The organism is Gluconobacter albidus (genome assembly GCF_002723915.1).
In the GTDB taxonomy this organism is placed as follows: domain Bacteria; phylum Pseudomonadota; class Alphaproteobacteria; order Acetobacterales; family Acetobacteraceae; genus Gluconobacter; species Gluconobacter albidus.
In genome coordinates, this window is record NZ_BEWL01000003.1 from 161,991 (window position 1) to 175,550 (window position 13,560).

Below are 13,560 nucleotides of genomic sequence, written 5' to 3' on the forward strand. Positions count from 1 at the left end.
CAATCCAGAAAACCGACGGGGTGACGAGACTTGGCCGCGTTCAGCCGATCGACCAGTACAGTGCGCAACATCGTCCGCGACGCGCATGACCGGCACATGACACCAAAACTGCGTAGCGCCCTGCGCGCCCGCTGCATGGAGCTTCTCGGGCTGGTCCTGCTGATCTTCGCCGTAGCGGTCGGGATCGCGCTGTGGAGCTTCAATCCGCACGATCCGTCCTTCAACACCTCGACAGGAACGCAGCCGACGAACCTTCTGGGGCGCACGGGCGCGACCATTTCGGATGGTCTGATCCAGTGGCTCGGCCTCGGCAGCGGCATGCCGATCGTCATCCTGCTGGCCTGGGCCTGGCGCATGGTCCGCCATCACGGCATGAGCCTTCCGATCCTGCGGATCGTGGCCGCCCTCGCCCTGCTGCCCGCCGCCGCGACCTTCATCGGCACGCTCCAGCTTCTCATCCCCGGCCTGCAGGTCGGCTGGCCGACCGCCAGCGGTCTGGGCGGGGAAATGGGCGTCTCCTTTGCCCATCGCCTGCTTGATGCCGCCCATGCCGAAGCCGGGGCCGCAGGAAATGCGATTGCCGTTCTTCTCGTCCTGCTGCTGATGGGCCTGCTTCTGCCGCTGGCAATGGGTCTCGAAGCCCGCGAATGGCGCGCTCTGGGCAAGACGGCCATGGTTCTGGGCCGCCAGCCTTTTGCAATCGCAAAACGCATGAACGGCCCGCAGACATCCGATCGCCCCGCGCCCGACCCGCGCCTGTACGAATTCCAGCCAGGCCCCGCCGGTGGCGCTCCCGCCGCGGATGCAGCGCCCCTGTCCTTCCTGCGCCGCAGCTTCGGCAAAAGCGATCCGCAGTCGCGTCCGGCGCCATTCGTGCCGCAGAACACCGGCTGGATGCAGCCCCCCATGGACACGCAGGACGATCCCTATAGCCAGCCCGCCGCGGAGACGCGCCCGGTCAGCCGGACGGAAGCCGCAGCCGCCCGCGCCCGCCAGATCACGCCTGCGGAAGAAGAAGACGCGCCGTCCAATCCCTATGCCGAACGTCTGGCCCAGATCGCCCGCCAGCGCGACACGCCGCTGCCAGCCGTGCGCCGTCAGATCGACGACGAAATGGACGAGGAACTGCCCCAGAGCAGCATCGACACGCCGCCCGAACCCGAACCGCAGAAGCGCGGCCTGTTCGGAATGCGCCGTCCGGAACGTCCGCCCGAACCTGTTGCCCCCCGCCCCGCCGCGCCGCGCAATGCCGTGGCGACGGGCTGGGAACTACCCCCGCTCGCCCTGCTGAACCCGCCGCCACCGCATGCCGTGACGGGCCCTTCGCAGGAAACGCTGCAATCCAACGCCCGCCTGCTGGAGAGCGTTCTGGCCGATTACGGCGTGCAGGGCACGATTGGCGACATCCATGCCGGTCCGGTCGTCACGCTGTATGAACTCGAACCCGCACCAGGCATCCGCTCGTCCCGCGTGATCGGGCTCGCCGATGACGTGGCACGTTCGCTTTCGGTTCTGAGCGTGCGTATCGCCACCGTGCCGGGACGCAACGTCATCGGCATCGAGGTGCCCAACGCCAAGCGCGAGACGGTCTATTTCTCCGAACTGCTCCGCACGCCGGAATGGCAGAACGGAAACGGCCGCCTGCAGATCGCGCTCGGCAAGGACATCGCCGGCGTTCCCGTCTATACCGACCTTGCGAAAATGCCGCATCTGCTCGTCGCAGGTACGACGGGTTCGGGTAAGTCGGTCGGCGTGAATGCCATGATCCTGTCGCTTCTCTACCGGCTCAGCCCGGAAGAGTGCCGCCTGATCATGATCGACCCCAAAATCCTCGAACTGTCGATCTATGACGGAATTCCGCATCTCCTGACCCCCGTCGTGACGGAACCGACCAAAGCCGTCAGCGCGCTCAAATGGACCGTGCAGGAAATGGACCGCCGCTACCGCCTGATGGCGCAGCTTCAGGTCCGCAACATCAACGGCTACAACGAACGCGTGAACCAGCTCCGCTCTTCGGGCGAGATGGTCACCAAGCGCGTCCAGACCGGCTTTGACCCTGAAACGGGCCGCCCGGTGTTCGACGAACAGCAGGTCGCCACAGAAAACCTGCCCTATATCGTCGTCGTCATCGACGAAATGGCCGACCTGATGATGGTCGCGGGCAAGGAAATCGAAACGGCCGTGCAGCGTCTGGCCCAGAAGGCCCGTGCCGCCGGCATCCACGTCATCATGGCCACGCAGCGCCCGTCCGTTGACGTCATCACCGGCACCATCAAGGCGAACTTCCCGACCCGCATTTCCTTTCAGGTCATCAGCAAGTTCGACAGCCGCACAATCCTTCAGGAACAGGGCGCCGAACAGCTTCTGGGCCAGGGTGACATGCTGTTCATGCAGGGCGGTGGCCGCATCACGCGTGTCCACGGCCCGTTTGTGGCCGATGATGAAGTCGAAGCCGTCGTGGCCGATCTGCGCTCCAAGGGCGACCCGATCTACAACGACGACGTGGTGTCCGGACAGGACGACGACAGCGCGGGCGGCCTGACGGCAGGAAGTGGCTCGGGCGGTGACGGTGAAGGCACCCTCTTCGACCAGGCCGTGGACATCGTCATGCGCGAAGGCCGCGCGTCCACAAGCTTCATCCAGCGCCACCTCTCCATCGGATATAACCGCGCGGCCAAGCTGATCGACCAGATGGAAAAGGAAGGCATCATCGGTGCCGCAAACCATGTGGGCAAACGCGAAATCCTTGTCCGCCGCAAGGAAGACCATGAAGACTGACCGGAAAGACCGGATCCGACGCGCAAAAGCCGCGCGCAACTCACACAAACCCCGCCGTCTGCCGGAACAGACCGCCCCCGACGCTCCGGAAGGCCCGCGCACCCCGTTTCATCCGGGAGCAGACCTCCCCATCCTGCTGGAAACCCCGCGCTTCCTGATCCTGGACAAACCCGCCGGTCTGGCCGTCCACCCCGGCCCCTCCACGCAGGATTCTGTTGAAACGCGGCTGCTCCCACATCCGCGTGGAGGACCGTGGCTGGCGCACCGGCTGGACACGGACACGTCCGGCTGCCTGCTGGTTGCACGACGCAAGACAGCGCTGATCGAGGCGCAGGCGGCGTTTCAGCAACGGCAGGTTCGCAAGCTCTACTGGGCGGTTGTGGTAGGAAATCTGTCGCAGGACAGCGGCGAGATCGACGCGCCGCTTCTGCGTAAGTCCGGTCCCTCGGGCTGGCGCATGGTTGTGGACGCGAAGGGCGATGAGGCCCGAACGCGCTGGCGTGTGCTGGGACGTGGCAAAAATCTGTGCTGGGTGGAGCTGGAGCTGCTGACGGGGCGGACCCATCAGGCGCGCATCCATTGCGCGGAACTGGGAACGCCGATCCTTGGCGATGCGGTTTACGGTGCTCGGGCAGGATCTTCTTCACCGGGGCTGCATCTTCTTGCCCGTAGTCTGGAACTGAACCTGCCGTCCGACACGCTCGCTGCGGAAGCATCCCCGCCGGATTTCATGGCGGAGACGCTGCGACGGATGGGCTGCGAGGGAGCGGCTCAGTCCTGAACGAGCTTGAGGGTTCCGAGCACGCTGTGGATAATGACGTGATCGCGGCCATCCCCGACCTTGCCAGTGGCCGTGATCGTACGGACCTCTTCTGACCTGCCAGATTCCTTTTCCCAGTTCCCTGTCTGCACCGTCAAACCGAGCGACTGCTCAAGCGGCAGCGTCTTGTCCGAGCGGCGCTGTCTCAGGTGGATGTCAAAGGTCCCGCCAAAGCCATGAGGCAGGTTGAGCGTCATGTCGCCGCTGACCGTGCCGATATCAATCGTGCGCATCTGCGGCGCGGCATCAAGCGTGAGGGTCGTATCCCCACTGACGCTGCGGAGCATGACATCACGGGTGGCATGGTTGAGCGTGCTGTCACCGTTCATGGTGCGGATCGAAGTCGCGCCGTCAGAGTGATCAAGCGTGACATCGCCGCTGGCGCTGCGAATTTCGACGGCAGTCGTCGCATGATCCACATCAAGCGTACCGTTGACCGTATGAACGTCGAGCGGCCCTCTGGACTGCCTGATATGGATGTCGCCGCTGACGGTCCTCACGGACAGTGCGCCATCTGACGTCCCGATGCTGACATCTCCGCTGATGCTGGAAATTTTTCCGCCCTCTGGCAGGGCAGACAGGGAAATGTCGTCCGAAGTCGAGGACTGGCTCAGAGGCGCGGCGCAGACCGGAAAGGCCAGTGCGGTGCCAAGCGCGAGGACAGGGAGGGAAAGCGCAAAGCGGTTCATGGTCAGGACCTTTCGGACTTCAGCAGCCTGCAACAGAGCGGTTCAGCAGGGCGGCGTGCACACCACGGGCAATCGCCCAGGCCGTCAGAATGCCCCAGGCCAGCGTCAGCCCCCAGGGCACCACCATGAACACCAGTCCAAGGCCGCCCGTGATGGCGCCCAGACCCGCGACCATGAAATGGATGGTCCCGATCACAGTCAGGGCGAGCAAACCGTACCAGAACATCCGCACCTGCCAGTCGAGCTGCGTGCGCGTCAGGCCCGTGGCGGAACGACGGCTTTTATGCGCGATCATCACGCCAATCAGGGCCGTCACGCCCGTGAAAAATCCGGCGACATACAGCGCGTAGATCAGCAGGACCAGATCGCGGCCACTCCGGGCGTCATCGCCGCGGCCATAGCGGCCTGCGGGTTCGTAAGGGGCGTAGGATGCGTACATGAGGGAGATATTCCTCTGAGAAAAACTCGACAGCAACCCTGATGCAGGAACCGTGCCAGATCCGGATTCCAGCCATTCTGACAAATGGAGTCCGTCTGGCCGTTTTGGAAAATGGCGGATTACGCCAGTTCCCGGCAGACCTATTCCGCCAATCCCCGGAAACGTTCGGGAAGCGGCCCGCTTCCTGCGAGAATCCCCCGTACGCCCACAACCAGCGAGACCAGCAGAACAATGTTCCAGATCGCGAAAATGCCGATCGGCAGCAGGAACAGAAGCTGGCCGGGACCGGAACTTCCGGGCGGTTCCGTCAGGAAGCACGCCAGAAACAGGGCGGCGGAACCAATGATGAAAGCGACGTCATACCAGAACAGGCGTACCAGCCAGTTCAGATGCATCCGCTCAACCCCGACGCTTGATCTGCGCAAAAGATAGGCCACAATCACACCCGCCAGAAGGCTGATCCCCGTGAAGAAACGGGCGATGTACAGCGCATAGACGAGCAGGACGCCACTTCTGCCGATGACCGGGCTGGAGCCTTGGGAGGATCTGGAAAATTCGCTCAAGCGCGTCTCCTGATGGAAGGTTCAAATGAAAACGCCCGACCAGAGAGGCCGGGCGCAAGATCACGCGATGGTGATGACCCGCAGATGTCAGCGGCCCAGTTTGCGGAGTTTCACGCCCGACATGAGCCGCTTTTCAATGACGGCAAGGGACATCCCCCGCGTCTCTGGGACGAACAGGATTGTCAGCAGCAGGAACAGGGCATTCAGTCCGGCAAACAGCCAGAACGTGCCGGCCGTACCGAGGGTCTGCATGAGGGTAAGGAAGCTCACCCCGACCAGAAGATTGGTCATCCAGTTGGTGAAGGTCGAAATGGCGATCCCGAAGTCACGACCGCCGAGCGGCTGGATTTCGGAACACAGCACCCACATCAGCGGTCCGGCCGACATGGCGAACCCTGCACAGAAAATCATCAGCAGGAACACGGCCGCGATCTGGGAGGACTGCGTGGTCATGCCGGTCTGGAGCAGGAGCGCCAGAATGCCCATGCCAAACGCCATGACGGTAAAACCCGCATACAGGATCGGCTTGCGACCCCAGCGATCGACCAGCCCTACGGCCACGAAGGTCGCCAGCATGTTCACCAGACCGATGATGGCCGTGCACCACATCTGGGACTGCGGATCGAAATGCGCCGCCGCGAGAATGTTAGGCGCGTAATACATGACGATGTTGATGCCCGCGAGCTGCTGCATCATCTGGAGCATCACGCCCAGCGCTACGGAGCGGCGGAAGTTGGGATTGGTGCGGAAGAGCTTGAAACCCTCCTGCTTCGTCTCGAGTTGCTCGCGGATGGCGCGGATTTCCTTCGCGGCCGTCAGCGGGTCATCCCGCAGGTCGAGCAGGATCTGCCGCGCTTCCTTGTGACGTCCCTGCGCCATCAGCCAGCGCGGGCTGTAGGGCAGGAACAGCACGCCGATCAGGAACAGAATGGCCGGAATGCCCGCCACGCCAAACATCCAGCGCCAGTTGCCGCTATAGGAAAAATACGTGTCGGACAGGAAGGCGATGAAAATGCCGACCGTCACCATGAGCTGATAGGTCGAGACCATCGCCCCGCGCGTATCCTCGCTGGCAATTTCGGACAGGTACAGCGGGGCGGTGAAAGCGGAAATCCCGACCGCGATGCCCATGACAACCCGAAAGGAAATCATGGACGCGACCGACCAGCTCATGGCGCAGCCGATCGTGCCGATCACGAAAATCGTGCCGCCCACAATCAGTGAGTGTTTGCGTCCGAGCGTCTTGGACATCCAGCCCGCACTCAGAGCCCCTGCCGCCGCCCCGGCCATCATGGAACTGACAACCCATTCCAGTGCGATGGTGGAGGCGTTGTATTCCTTGCCGAACAGGTCCAGCGCCCCTGCCACCACACCGATATCAAGCCCGGACATGAGACCCGCCAGCGCGGCGATCACACCGATGGCAATGATCTTGAAGCGCGTTGCGTCGAAAATGGATGTACTGTTGTCATCCTGCGGCGAAATGGTCTCTGTCATTCCGGGCTGATCGTTCATAGGGCAGTGCGTTCCTCTTGTTCAGTCATAAAATGACATCAATCTTTCAGGCGGATGTCATATCCGTAACCTATAACACAAAACCGTTTACAGCGTGAGCGCACTGCGGAGTTCGCCGACGGTGAACCCGTTCCAGTTCCGCATGGTCTGCACAGCAGTTGCGTCCAGAATGTCGCGGTCTGCGGCGTCCCGGCACAGCGTCTCGCCGCCGAAGCGACGCAGCAGGGCAGACAGGGCGACTTCCGCCGCGCGGTTGGCGCCATCATCGGTCTTGATGGCCAGACCCAGTCCCAGCTCCGGCAGGGACGCGATCATCACGCCTTCCGCGCCCATCTTCACAAAAGCCCGCGTGCCGAACCGGTCCATGATTTTCGTGTCATAACGCCCCGTCCCGGCGACCATGAACGGATGGGCCGCCACGGCCTCACGAAGACGTGTGGCCGCACGGAAACGCCCTTCGGACAATCCGGTTCCCGCGCCAAATCTTGCAAAACCTTTCGCAAGCGCTTTCAGCGGAACAGCATAGGTCGGCATGGAACAGCCATCCATGCCCCGGTTGGCGTCATCATGCGGCGTGTCCATCATGGCGGCCAGCACATCCGTCACGCGGCGCTGGATCTCGTGGGACGGGTCGATATAGCCGGTCGGATCGACGCCCTGATCGCAGGAGAGGCACACCATGCCCGCATGTTTGCCCGAACAGTTGTTATGCAGCGGACAGACCTCCTGATGCGCGGCCGCCAGCGCTCGGCCAGCCGGTTCATAGGTCGGCCAGTGCGTTCCACATTCCAGAGACCCGACATCGCGGCCGACCGACGCCAGCATCGTGGCAGCCATTTCGGCATGGGCTTTCTCGCCACCATGCGAGGCGCAGGCAAGCGCCAGGGCATCGCTGCTCAGACCAAGACGGTCCGCCGCACCGCTTTCCACCAGTTCGATCGCCAGCAGGGATTTGACGGTCGACCGCGGAAACACCGCTGCGTCCACATCCCCACACGACCAGACCACGCCACCATCGGCATCCACGACGACCGCCCGGCCCAGATGATGGGATTCGACGCGTCCGCCGCGCGTAACCTCGGCCAGAAGGCCCGACTGTGCTGCCATATGATACTCTCCCTGCCTCTCATGATGTTTCCGGACCGAGCACATAGCACGGACGGCCGTCCTGACGATCCGCCGTCAGCCAGGGCTGGATCAGACGCCGCCGGACACGCACGATGCCCAGATCTTCCGCAACCGGAGCATCCGCAAGATCCTGCGCCAGATGCGCGGCCGTGCGGAACATGAGGCTTTCCGTCAGAGGCAGGCCATTTTCCGCGAACCTCCTGGCGCTGACGATATCCGTCAGATGATACACAAACGCCTCCCCCGACGGAGCACGGAACCCGACAGGGTTCAGCAGACAGGCCTCGACCTCATTTGCGTCCAGATGCGTCAGCGGTGGCGTCCAGCCCAGAAGATCCGGCTGGTCGGTCGGGGTGGAAGAAACGCGAGGCGGCGTGTTCTGCGCGCGCGGGCGGCGGGACTGGGGCAGCGTTTCAAACAGTGGCGCCGACGACGGGGAACGACGGCGGCCCATGCGTCTCAGCCTGCAGCGGTTTTCGGGCGGCGTACCGGCTGGATACCGGCTTTCTGGCAGGCCACGCACAGGCCTTCAATCTCGACGGTCGCCGCCTCGGCCCTGAAGCCCATGCTTTGCGCCGCACGGGTCAGGACCGGAGCAATGGATTCCTGCTCCAGCTCCCACGCCCGGTCACAGCCCCGGCAGATCAGAAACTGCGCCCGGTGCATTCCGCCTTCGTCGTGGTGGTTGCAGCCATGCGGACACTCCACGGCATGCGAACAGCCCACGAAGGCGCTCAACCGCTCCAGACGGTGGATCAGGCTGTTTTCCAGCAGGAAATCCAGCGCCCGGTACACGGTGGGCGGGGCGGCTTTCGGGTGGGCGGGGCGCAGTCTGGCCAGAAGATCATAAGCCCCGGACGGCTTCTCGCTGGACAGGATCAGCCCCAGCACCTGACGACGCGTCTCGGTCAGGCGCTGCCCGTTGCGCTGGCACCACTCGGCCGTGAGGTCGAGGCGCTGTGTGACCTCGGGCGAAAAGACGAGCGTATCAGCAGTGGCAGAAGAATCCGGCATAAACGTCAATATGGCATCCCCGCCCCGCTTTGCCGAGAGACCCACGCACAAACAGTGTCAGGTTGCGAACTGCCGCACCAGATCCTGGATCACCGCCGGATCGCTTTCCAGCATGACCTGGCGGCGAAGCTGGTCGCAGCCTTCGAGCGTCAGGGTCCGGATCAGGCGCTTCACACGCGGCAGGGAGGCGGAGTTCATGGAAAAGGAGCGCAGACCCAGACCGATCAGCAGCGCCACCACGCGCGGATCAGACGCCATTTCCCCGCAGACCGAAATCGGACGGCGCGCTTTCAGGGCCGAATCCGCCGCCGCCTCGATCAGCCGCAGCACACCCGGATGAAGCGGGCTGTAGCGGTCCGCCACCATGGAATCCGAACGGTCCACGGCAAGCGTGTACATCGTCAGGTCATTGGTGCCGAGCGCCATGAAATCGGCATGCCGGGCCAGTGTATCCACCGTGAGTGCCGCGGCGGGGGTTTCGATCATGATTCCCAGCGGCGGCAGCGGATCGGGCAGGGTATGGCCCTTGCGCCTGAGCCGCCGTACGACACGGTCATAAATCTCCCGCGCTGCCACGATTTCGTCGGCGGACGTCACCATGGGCAACAGAATCCGCACCGGCCCGATGGCCACACCCGCTTCGGGTTCGGCAGCCCGCAGGATCGCGGCGAACTGCGTCTCCAGCACGTCCGGCACCCGCAGAAGCAGACGTACGCCCCTCAGGCCCAGCGCAGGATTTCCACCATCCGCGACCTGCTCCGCCAGACCCAGCCTGCGCATGCAGGCCCGGCCTTTCTCGCCCCCCCAGTCCAGCACGCGTATCGTTACCGGGCGGCCGTCCATGGCCTGCACGATGGCACGATAGGCGTCGGTCTGGCCGTCTTCGTCCGGCAGGTCCTCGCGTTCGCCGAACAGGAACTCGCTACGCAGCAGGCCAATGCCCTTCGCGCCGTTGCGCAGGAGCATCGGCATTTCCGCCGGCAGTTCCAGATTGGCCGCAAGCTCGATGTCCTCGCCGCTCTGAAGCTGGGCTGGCAGGCGCTTGAGCCGCCCGAACGCCCGCTTTTCCCTGACTTCGCGCTGCGCGGCTTCCGCCGCCAGACGCAGTTCGGTGTCGTTGGGCGACAGCGTGACGGTCCCCAGATGCCCGTCCACGACCAGCATCTCGCCTTCCTGAACCTGCGCCATGAGGTTCGGCACGGCGAGGATGGCAGGAATATCAAGCGCGCGCAGCAGGATCGCAGTGTGGTCCGCCCCGCCCCCGCCCTGCGTGACGACCGCCGCGATGCGCGCGGGGTCGATCATGGCGACATCGGCCGGCCGAAGCTGCTCCGCCACCAGGACGGAGCCGGGAGGCAGGCTGGAAAAAGCGCGGTAGGAAATTCCGGTCAGGTTCCGCATCAGGCGACGCCCGACTTCCTCGAACTCACCCGCGAGACGCAGATTGGCGTCGGCGTCCTGTGCGCTGTTCTCCCGCGCCACGGCCTCCGCCATGCGCGAGACCTGCGCCGCCAGCTCCTCCGTGACGTCCGAAACGGCCGCCTCCGCACAGAGCCCCTCACCCGCAATCCGCTCCCGCACCTGACGCACCAGCCGCGATGGGCCGAGCATGCGTTCATAGACCGTCAGAAGGGAGGCAATTTCCGCCCGGCCCTCTTCCGGCAGGCCGACCAGCCGGTCACGCATCTTCTCGATCTGGTGGAACGCCCGGGCGATGGCTTCGTCCAGACGGACGTTCTCCGCCTCCGGCCCGATGGCGCTGTAGCGTTCGGTGATGTCGGGAAGGGGAAGTTCCTCAACACGTCCGGCGGGACCGAGCGCCATACCGGGCGTGATGGCCTTGCCCTGAAGGAACGTACTGGACGATGCGCTGCGGCGGGACGGCCGGGAAGAGCGGCGCCGGGGTGGAGCTTCAGTCACGCTCACCAAATCCATCCGCGATCAGGGCTTGCAGAGCGTCGAGCGCCTCGACCGCCTGAGGCCCGTGCGCACGGAGCGTAACGCTCTGTCCTTCCCCAGCCCCCAGCATCATCAGACCCATGATTGACAGGGCGGAGACGACATTGGAGCCATGGGCAATCGTGGTCTCGGCATCGAAACGCTCGGCAGTGGTCACGATCTTGGCGGCAGGTCGGGCATGAAGGCCCAGATGGTTGACGATGCTGACAGTGCGCGGCGGAACGGACAGGGTCGTATCACTCATTCAGCGAACTCGATTCAATGAACCGGCAGCGTACAGGCACGCGGCCCTCCATGGAGGCAGGGAGCGGGAAGCTGTGACGCCACGGCGATATACTTCCGCCCCGCCATTGTGGCCTTTTCCACGCAGCCTGCAAGATCCAGATCGCGGCGCGTTTTCGCCAGCTTGACCAGCATCGGCACATTCACGCCCGACACGACCTCGACATGCCCCGGCTCCCGCAGCGACAGCGCCAGATTGGAGGGCGAACTTCCGAAAATATCGGTCAGCACCAAGACGCCATCGCCAGTATCGAGGCGCTGGAGCAGGCGCTCGGCCGCCGGGCGCAGCATGGCGGGATCATCGTCATCCGCGACGCCGACAACACCGACCTGCGTCTGCGGACCCACGACATGGACCAGCGTTTCCAGCAGGACATCGCCAAGACGCCCATGCGTTATCAGCATCAGTCCGATCATACCGTTCTGTCCTGTAAAGAAAGATCCTGTGACGGGTCCTGCGGGGGGACGGCCCAGCGCCGGGGGGCCAAGCCTTTGCGGGCGAGTTCGCGGTGCAGCACCATCATCGGCCCGACCGGCATGGCTTTGGGGAGAATACGGGCCAGTTCTTCCACGATCGTCACCGAACGGTGGCGCCCGCCGCTGCATCCGATGGCGATGGTGGCATATTTCTTGCCTTCCGCGACGAAACGGGGAAGCACGAGCTCCAGCAGGCTCTGGATATGTCCGAAAAACGCGGGATAGGCCGGGTCTGACTTCACGTACTGCACCACTGCCTCATCCAGTCCGGTCATGGGCTGGAGGAGCGGATCATAATGCGGATTACGCAGGAAACGCGCATCGAAAACCATGTCCGCTTCGCGCGGCAGACCCGACGGATAGGCAAAGGACATCAGTGCAACCGTCAGCCCGTCTCCGTGCGCGCTGCCAAAGCGCGTCTCGATCAGCTGGCGCAGCTCCGGCGAGGGCAGGTCGGACGTGTCGATGACCAGATCCGCATTGGCGCGCAGGGGGGCCAGAAGGGCGGTTTCCTGTTCGATTCCGGGAAGGATAGTGCCGCTGGTGACCAGCGGATGGCGGCGACGCGTGGCGGTAAAGCGGCGCAGGAGGATTTCAGGCTCGGCGGTGGCGTAGAGAAGCTGCACCACACAGTCGGGCAGGAGGCGAAGGCGCTCCAGTTCTTCGAGAACGCGGGAGGCTTCGAACCCGCGGCTGCGGACATCGATCCCGATGGCCAGATTCTGTCCGGCGCGTGAGGCGAGCGCCTGGATCAGGTTCAGGGGTGGGTTATCCACGACCTCGTGACCCAGATCTTCCAGAACCCGCAATATGGATGATTTTCCCGCCCCGGACAGACCCGTCACGATCAGGATCCGACGGGACCCGTGACCATAGCCGGATAAGGAGCCAGACTCGGGATGGTTCGCCGATGCCATGCCACACTCTAGCCTTTTTTCTTTCGGTACGGAACTATTTCACATCTTCACATTTCTTCAACATTTTCTCCAGCCCCTGCGACCCACTCGTAAGAGCCGCAACAGGCCTTGAGAGCCGCCCTGATCCGCGCCACCGTTCCCGGAAAACCGGGCTCCAGAGACAGCATCACCGCCCCCGTCCAGGGATCCCGACACGCCTCGGGAAGACGCGGCTGTCCCTGCCCCAGACACACCCGCAAACTCACTGGCACCTTCGTGACAAAAGGTGTCCGTAAAATTCCCACGCCCCGGACTTCGATCAGTCCCGCAAGCCGCGCCGGGGCCGAGGCGACCGCGCCATCGAGCAGCACGCGGTCATCCGCCACGAGGTCAAAACCCGCGTCCATCAGCCGCAGGGCCAGTTCCGATTTCCCCGAGCCAGATGGCCCTGAAATCAGGACACCCGCCCCGCTCCACGCCACACAACTTGCATGGACCGAACCTTCAGACAGGGATGGCGGGACGGACATGACGGATTGCGACCTCCTCGGGAGCAGACTAAGACCTTGAGCCGGACAGGGGCATGACGGACCTCTGACATGGATCAGGAGTCCGAACCACCATGGGCGCATCCTCCCCTTCCCCGACCGTCACCGTACATGGAGACGAGGTCACCTGCACCGATTTCAGCGGCTTCAGCCCGGAAGGGGATCGCCCCGGACGGCTGGCGGATGAATGTCAGGCGGCACTCTCGGCCATTTCTCTGGCGCTGGCCGATCATGGCCTCACGCTGAACCACACCCGGCATGTCGCGGCGATGATCCGCGAGGGGCAAACCTTCAGCCAGTGCCAGGCAGCCCTGAATGAGGCTTTGGGTGCGGCAAAACCCGCACTGACTCTGCGGATCGTACAGCGTTTTCCCCTTCCCGAACAACGCATCGCCCTCAGCCTGACTGCTACGCCACACGAATAATGGGATAATACGCCACTCCATGGCGTA

Annotated in this window: 15 protein-coding genes; 3 read left to right on the plus strand and 12 right to left on the minus strand. The window is 63.9% G+C overall.

Going from position 1 to position 13,560, the window contains the following annotated elements:
- Positions 1–60: 60 nt before the first annotated feature.
- Both GAL01_RS05865 and GAL01_RS05870 read left to right on the plus strand, forming a co-directional pair.
- Positions 61–2,778 (plus strand): DNA translocase FtsK, encoded by a 2,718-nt coding sequence (locus GAL01_RS05865; protein WP_062030051.1) that lies wholly within the window; start codon positions 61–63, stop codon positions 2,776–2,778.
- Positions 2,768–3,559 carry an RluA family pseudouridine synthase gene (locus GAL01_RS05870; protein WP_062029942.1) on the plus strand — a complete coding sequence of 264 codons (792 nt, stop codon included), beginning with the start codon at positions 2,768–2,770 and terminating at the stop codon, positions 3,557–3,559. The genes GAL01_RS05865 and GAL01_RS05870 overlap by 11 nt, the downstream gene beginning before the upstream one ends.
- On the opposite strand, the gene GAL01_RS05875 is transcribed toward GAL01_RS05870, so the two are convergent.
- The 12 genes from GAL01_RS05875 to GAL01_RS05930 all read right to left on the minus strand — a co-directional run bounded on the left by GAL01_RS05875 (position 3,550) and on the right by GAL01_RS05930 (position 13,090).
- Positions 3,550–4,320 carry a DUF4097 family beta strand repeat-containing protein gene (locus GAL01_RS05875; RefSeq protein WP_231865321.1) on the minus strand — a complete coding sequence of 257 codons (771 nt, stop codon included), beginning with the start codon at positions 4,318–4,320 and terminating at the stop codon, positions 3,550–3,552. The genes GAL01_RS05870 and GAL01_RS05875 overlap by 10 nt on opposite strands.
- Entirely contained in the window at positions 4,307–4,726 is a 420-nt protein-coding gene (locus tag GAL01_RS05880) for a hypothetical protein (protein WP_062029940.1), read from the minus strand. The genes GAL01_RS05875 and GAL01_RS05880 overlap by 14 nt, the downstream gene beginning before the upstream one ends.
- Positions 4,727–4,866: 140 nt before the next feature.
- Positions 4,867–5,289, minus strand: a complete 423-nt coding sequence (locus GAL01_RS05885) for a hypothetical protein (protein WP_062029939.1) — start codon at positions 5,287–5,289, stop codon at positions 4,867–4,869.
- A gap of 87 nt (positions 5,290–5,376) precedes the next feature.
- The gene (locus GAL01_RS05890) at positions 5,377–6,804 is read right to left on the minus strand and encodes a sugar porter family MFS transporter (RefSeq protein ID WP_099253138.1); all 1,428 of its coding nucleotides are present in this window, start codon (positions 6,802–6,804) and stop codon (positions 5,377–5,379) included.
- Between the two features lie 87 nt (positions 6,805–6,891).
- A complete protein-coding gene (locus GAL01_RS05895) occupies positions 6,892–7,911 on the minus strand; it encodes an asparaginase (RefSeq protein ID WP_062031251.1) in 1,020 nt (339 codons plus the stop codon).
- Positions 7,912–7,930: 19 nt separating this feature from the next.
- Complete coding sequence (locus GAL01_RS05900; RefSeq protein WP_062031247.1) at positions 7,931–8,386, minus strand: hypothetical protein; 456 nt, start codon at positions 8,384–8,386, stop codon at positions 7,931–7,933.
- A 5-nt stretch (positions 8,387–8,391) separates the two neighbouring features.
- The gene (locus GAL01_RS05905) at positions 8,392–8,946 is read right to left on the minus strand and encodes a Fur family transcriptional regulator (protein WP_062031242.1); all 555 of its coding nucleotides are present in this window, start codon (positions 8,944–8,946) and stop codon (positions 8,392–8,394) included.
- Between the two features lie 57 nt (positions 8,947–9,003).
- On the minus strand, positions 9,004–10,881 hold the full coding sequence (gene ptsP, locus GAL01_RS05910) for a phosphoenolpyruvate--protein phosphotransferase (RefSeq protein WP_062031239.1): 1,878 nt from the start codon (positions 10,879–10,881) through the stop codon (positions 9,004–9,006).
- Complete coding sequence (locus GAL01_RS05915; RefSeq protein WP_062031235.1) at positions 10,859–11,149, minus strand: HPr family phosphocarrier protein; 291 nt, start codon at positions 11,147–11,149, stop codon at positions 10,859–10,861. The genes ptsP and GAL01_RS05915 overlap by 23 nt, the downstream gene beginning before the upstream one ends.
- A 14-nt stretch (positions 11,150–11,163) precedes the next feature.
- Positions 11,164–11,604 (minus strand): PTS sugar transporter subunit IIA, encoded by a 441-nt coding sequence (locus GAL01_RS05920; RefSeq protein ID WP_062031232.1) that lies wholly within the window; start codon positions 11,602–11,604, stop codon positions 11,164–11,166.
- Positions 11,601–12,581, minus strand: coding sequence for an RNase adapter RapZ (gene rapZ, locus GAL01_RS05925; protein WP_062031228.1), 981 nt, complete (start codon positions 12,579–12,581; stop codon positions 11,601–11,603). The genes GAL01_RS05920 and rapZ overlap by 4 nt, the downstream gene beginning before the upstream one ends.
- Before the next feature lie 47 nt (positions 12,582–12,628).
- Positions 12,629–13,090, minus strand: a complete 462-nt coding sequence (locus GAL01_RS05930; RefSeq protein ID WP_082790760.1) for an HPr kinase/phosphorylase — start codon at positions 13,088–13,090, stop codon at positions 12,629–12,631.
- 92 nt (positions 13,091–13,182) lie between these two features.
- Here GAL01_RS05930 and GAL01_RS05935 point away from each other — a divergent pair, with 92 nt between their 5' ends.
- On the plus strand, positions 13,183–13,533 hold the full coding sequence (locus GAL01_RS05935; RefSeq protein ID WP_062031224.1) for a RidA family protein: 351 nt from the start codon (positions 13,183–13,185) through the stop codon (positions 13,531–13,533).
- The last annotated feature ends 27 nt before the right edge of the window (positions 13,534–13,560 follow it).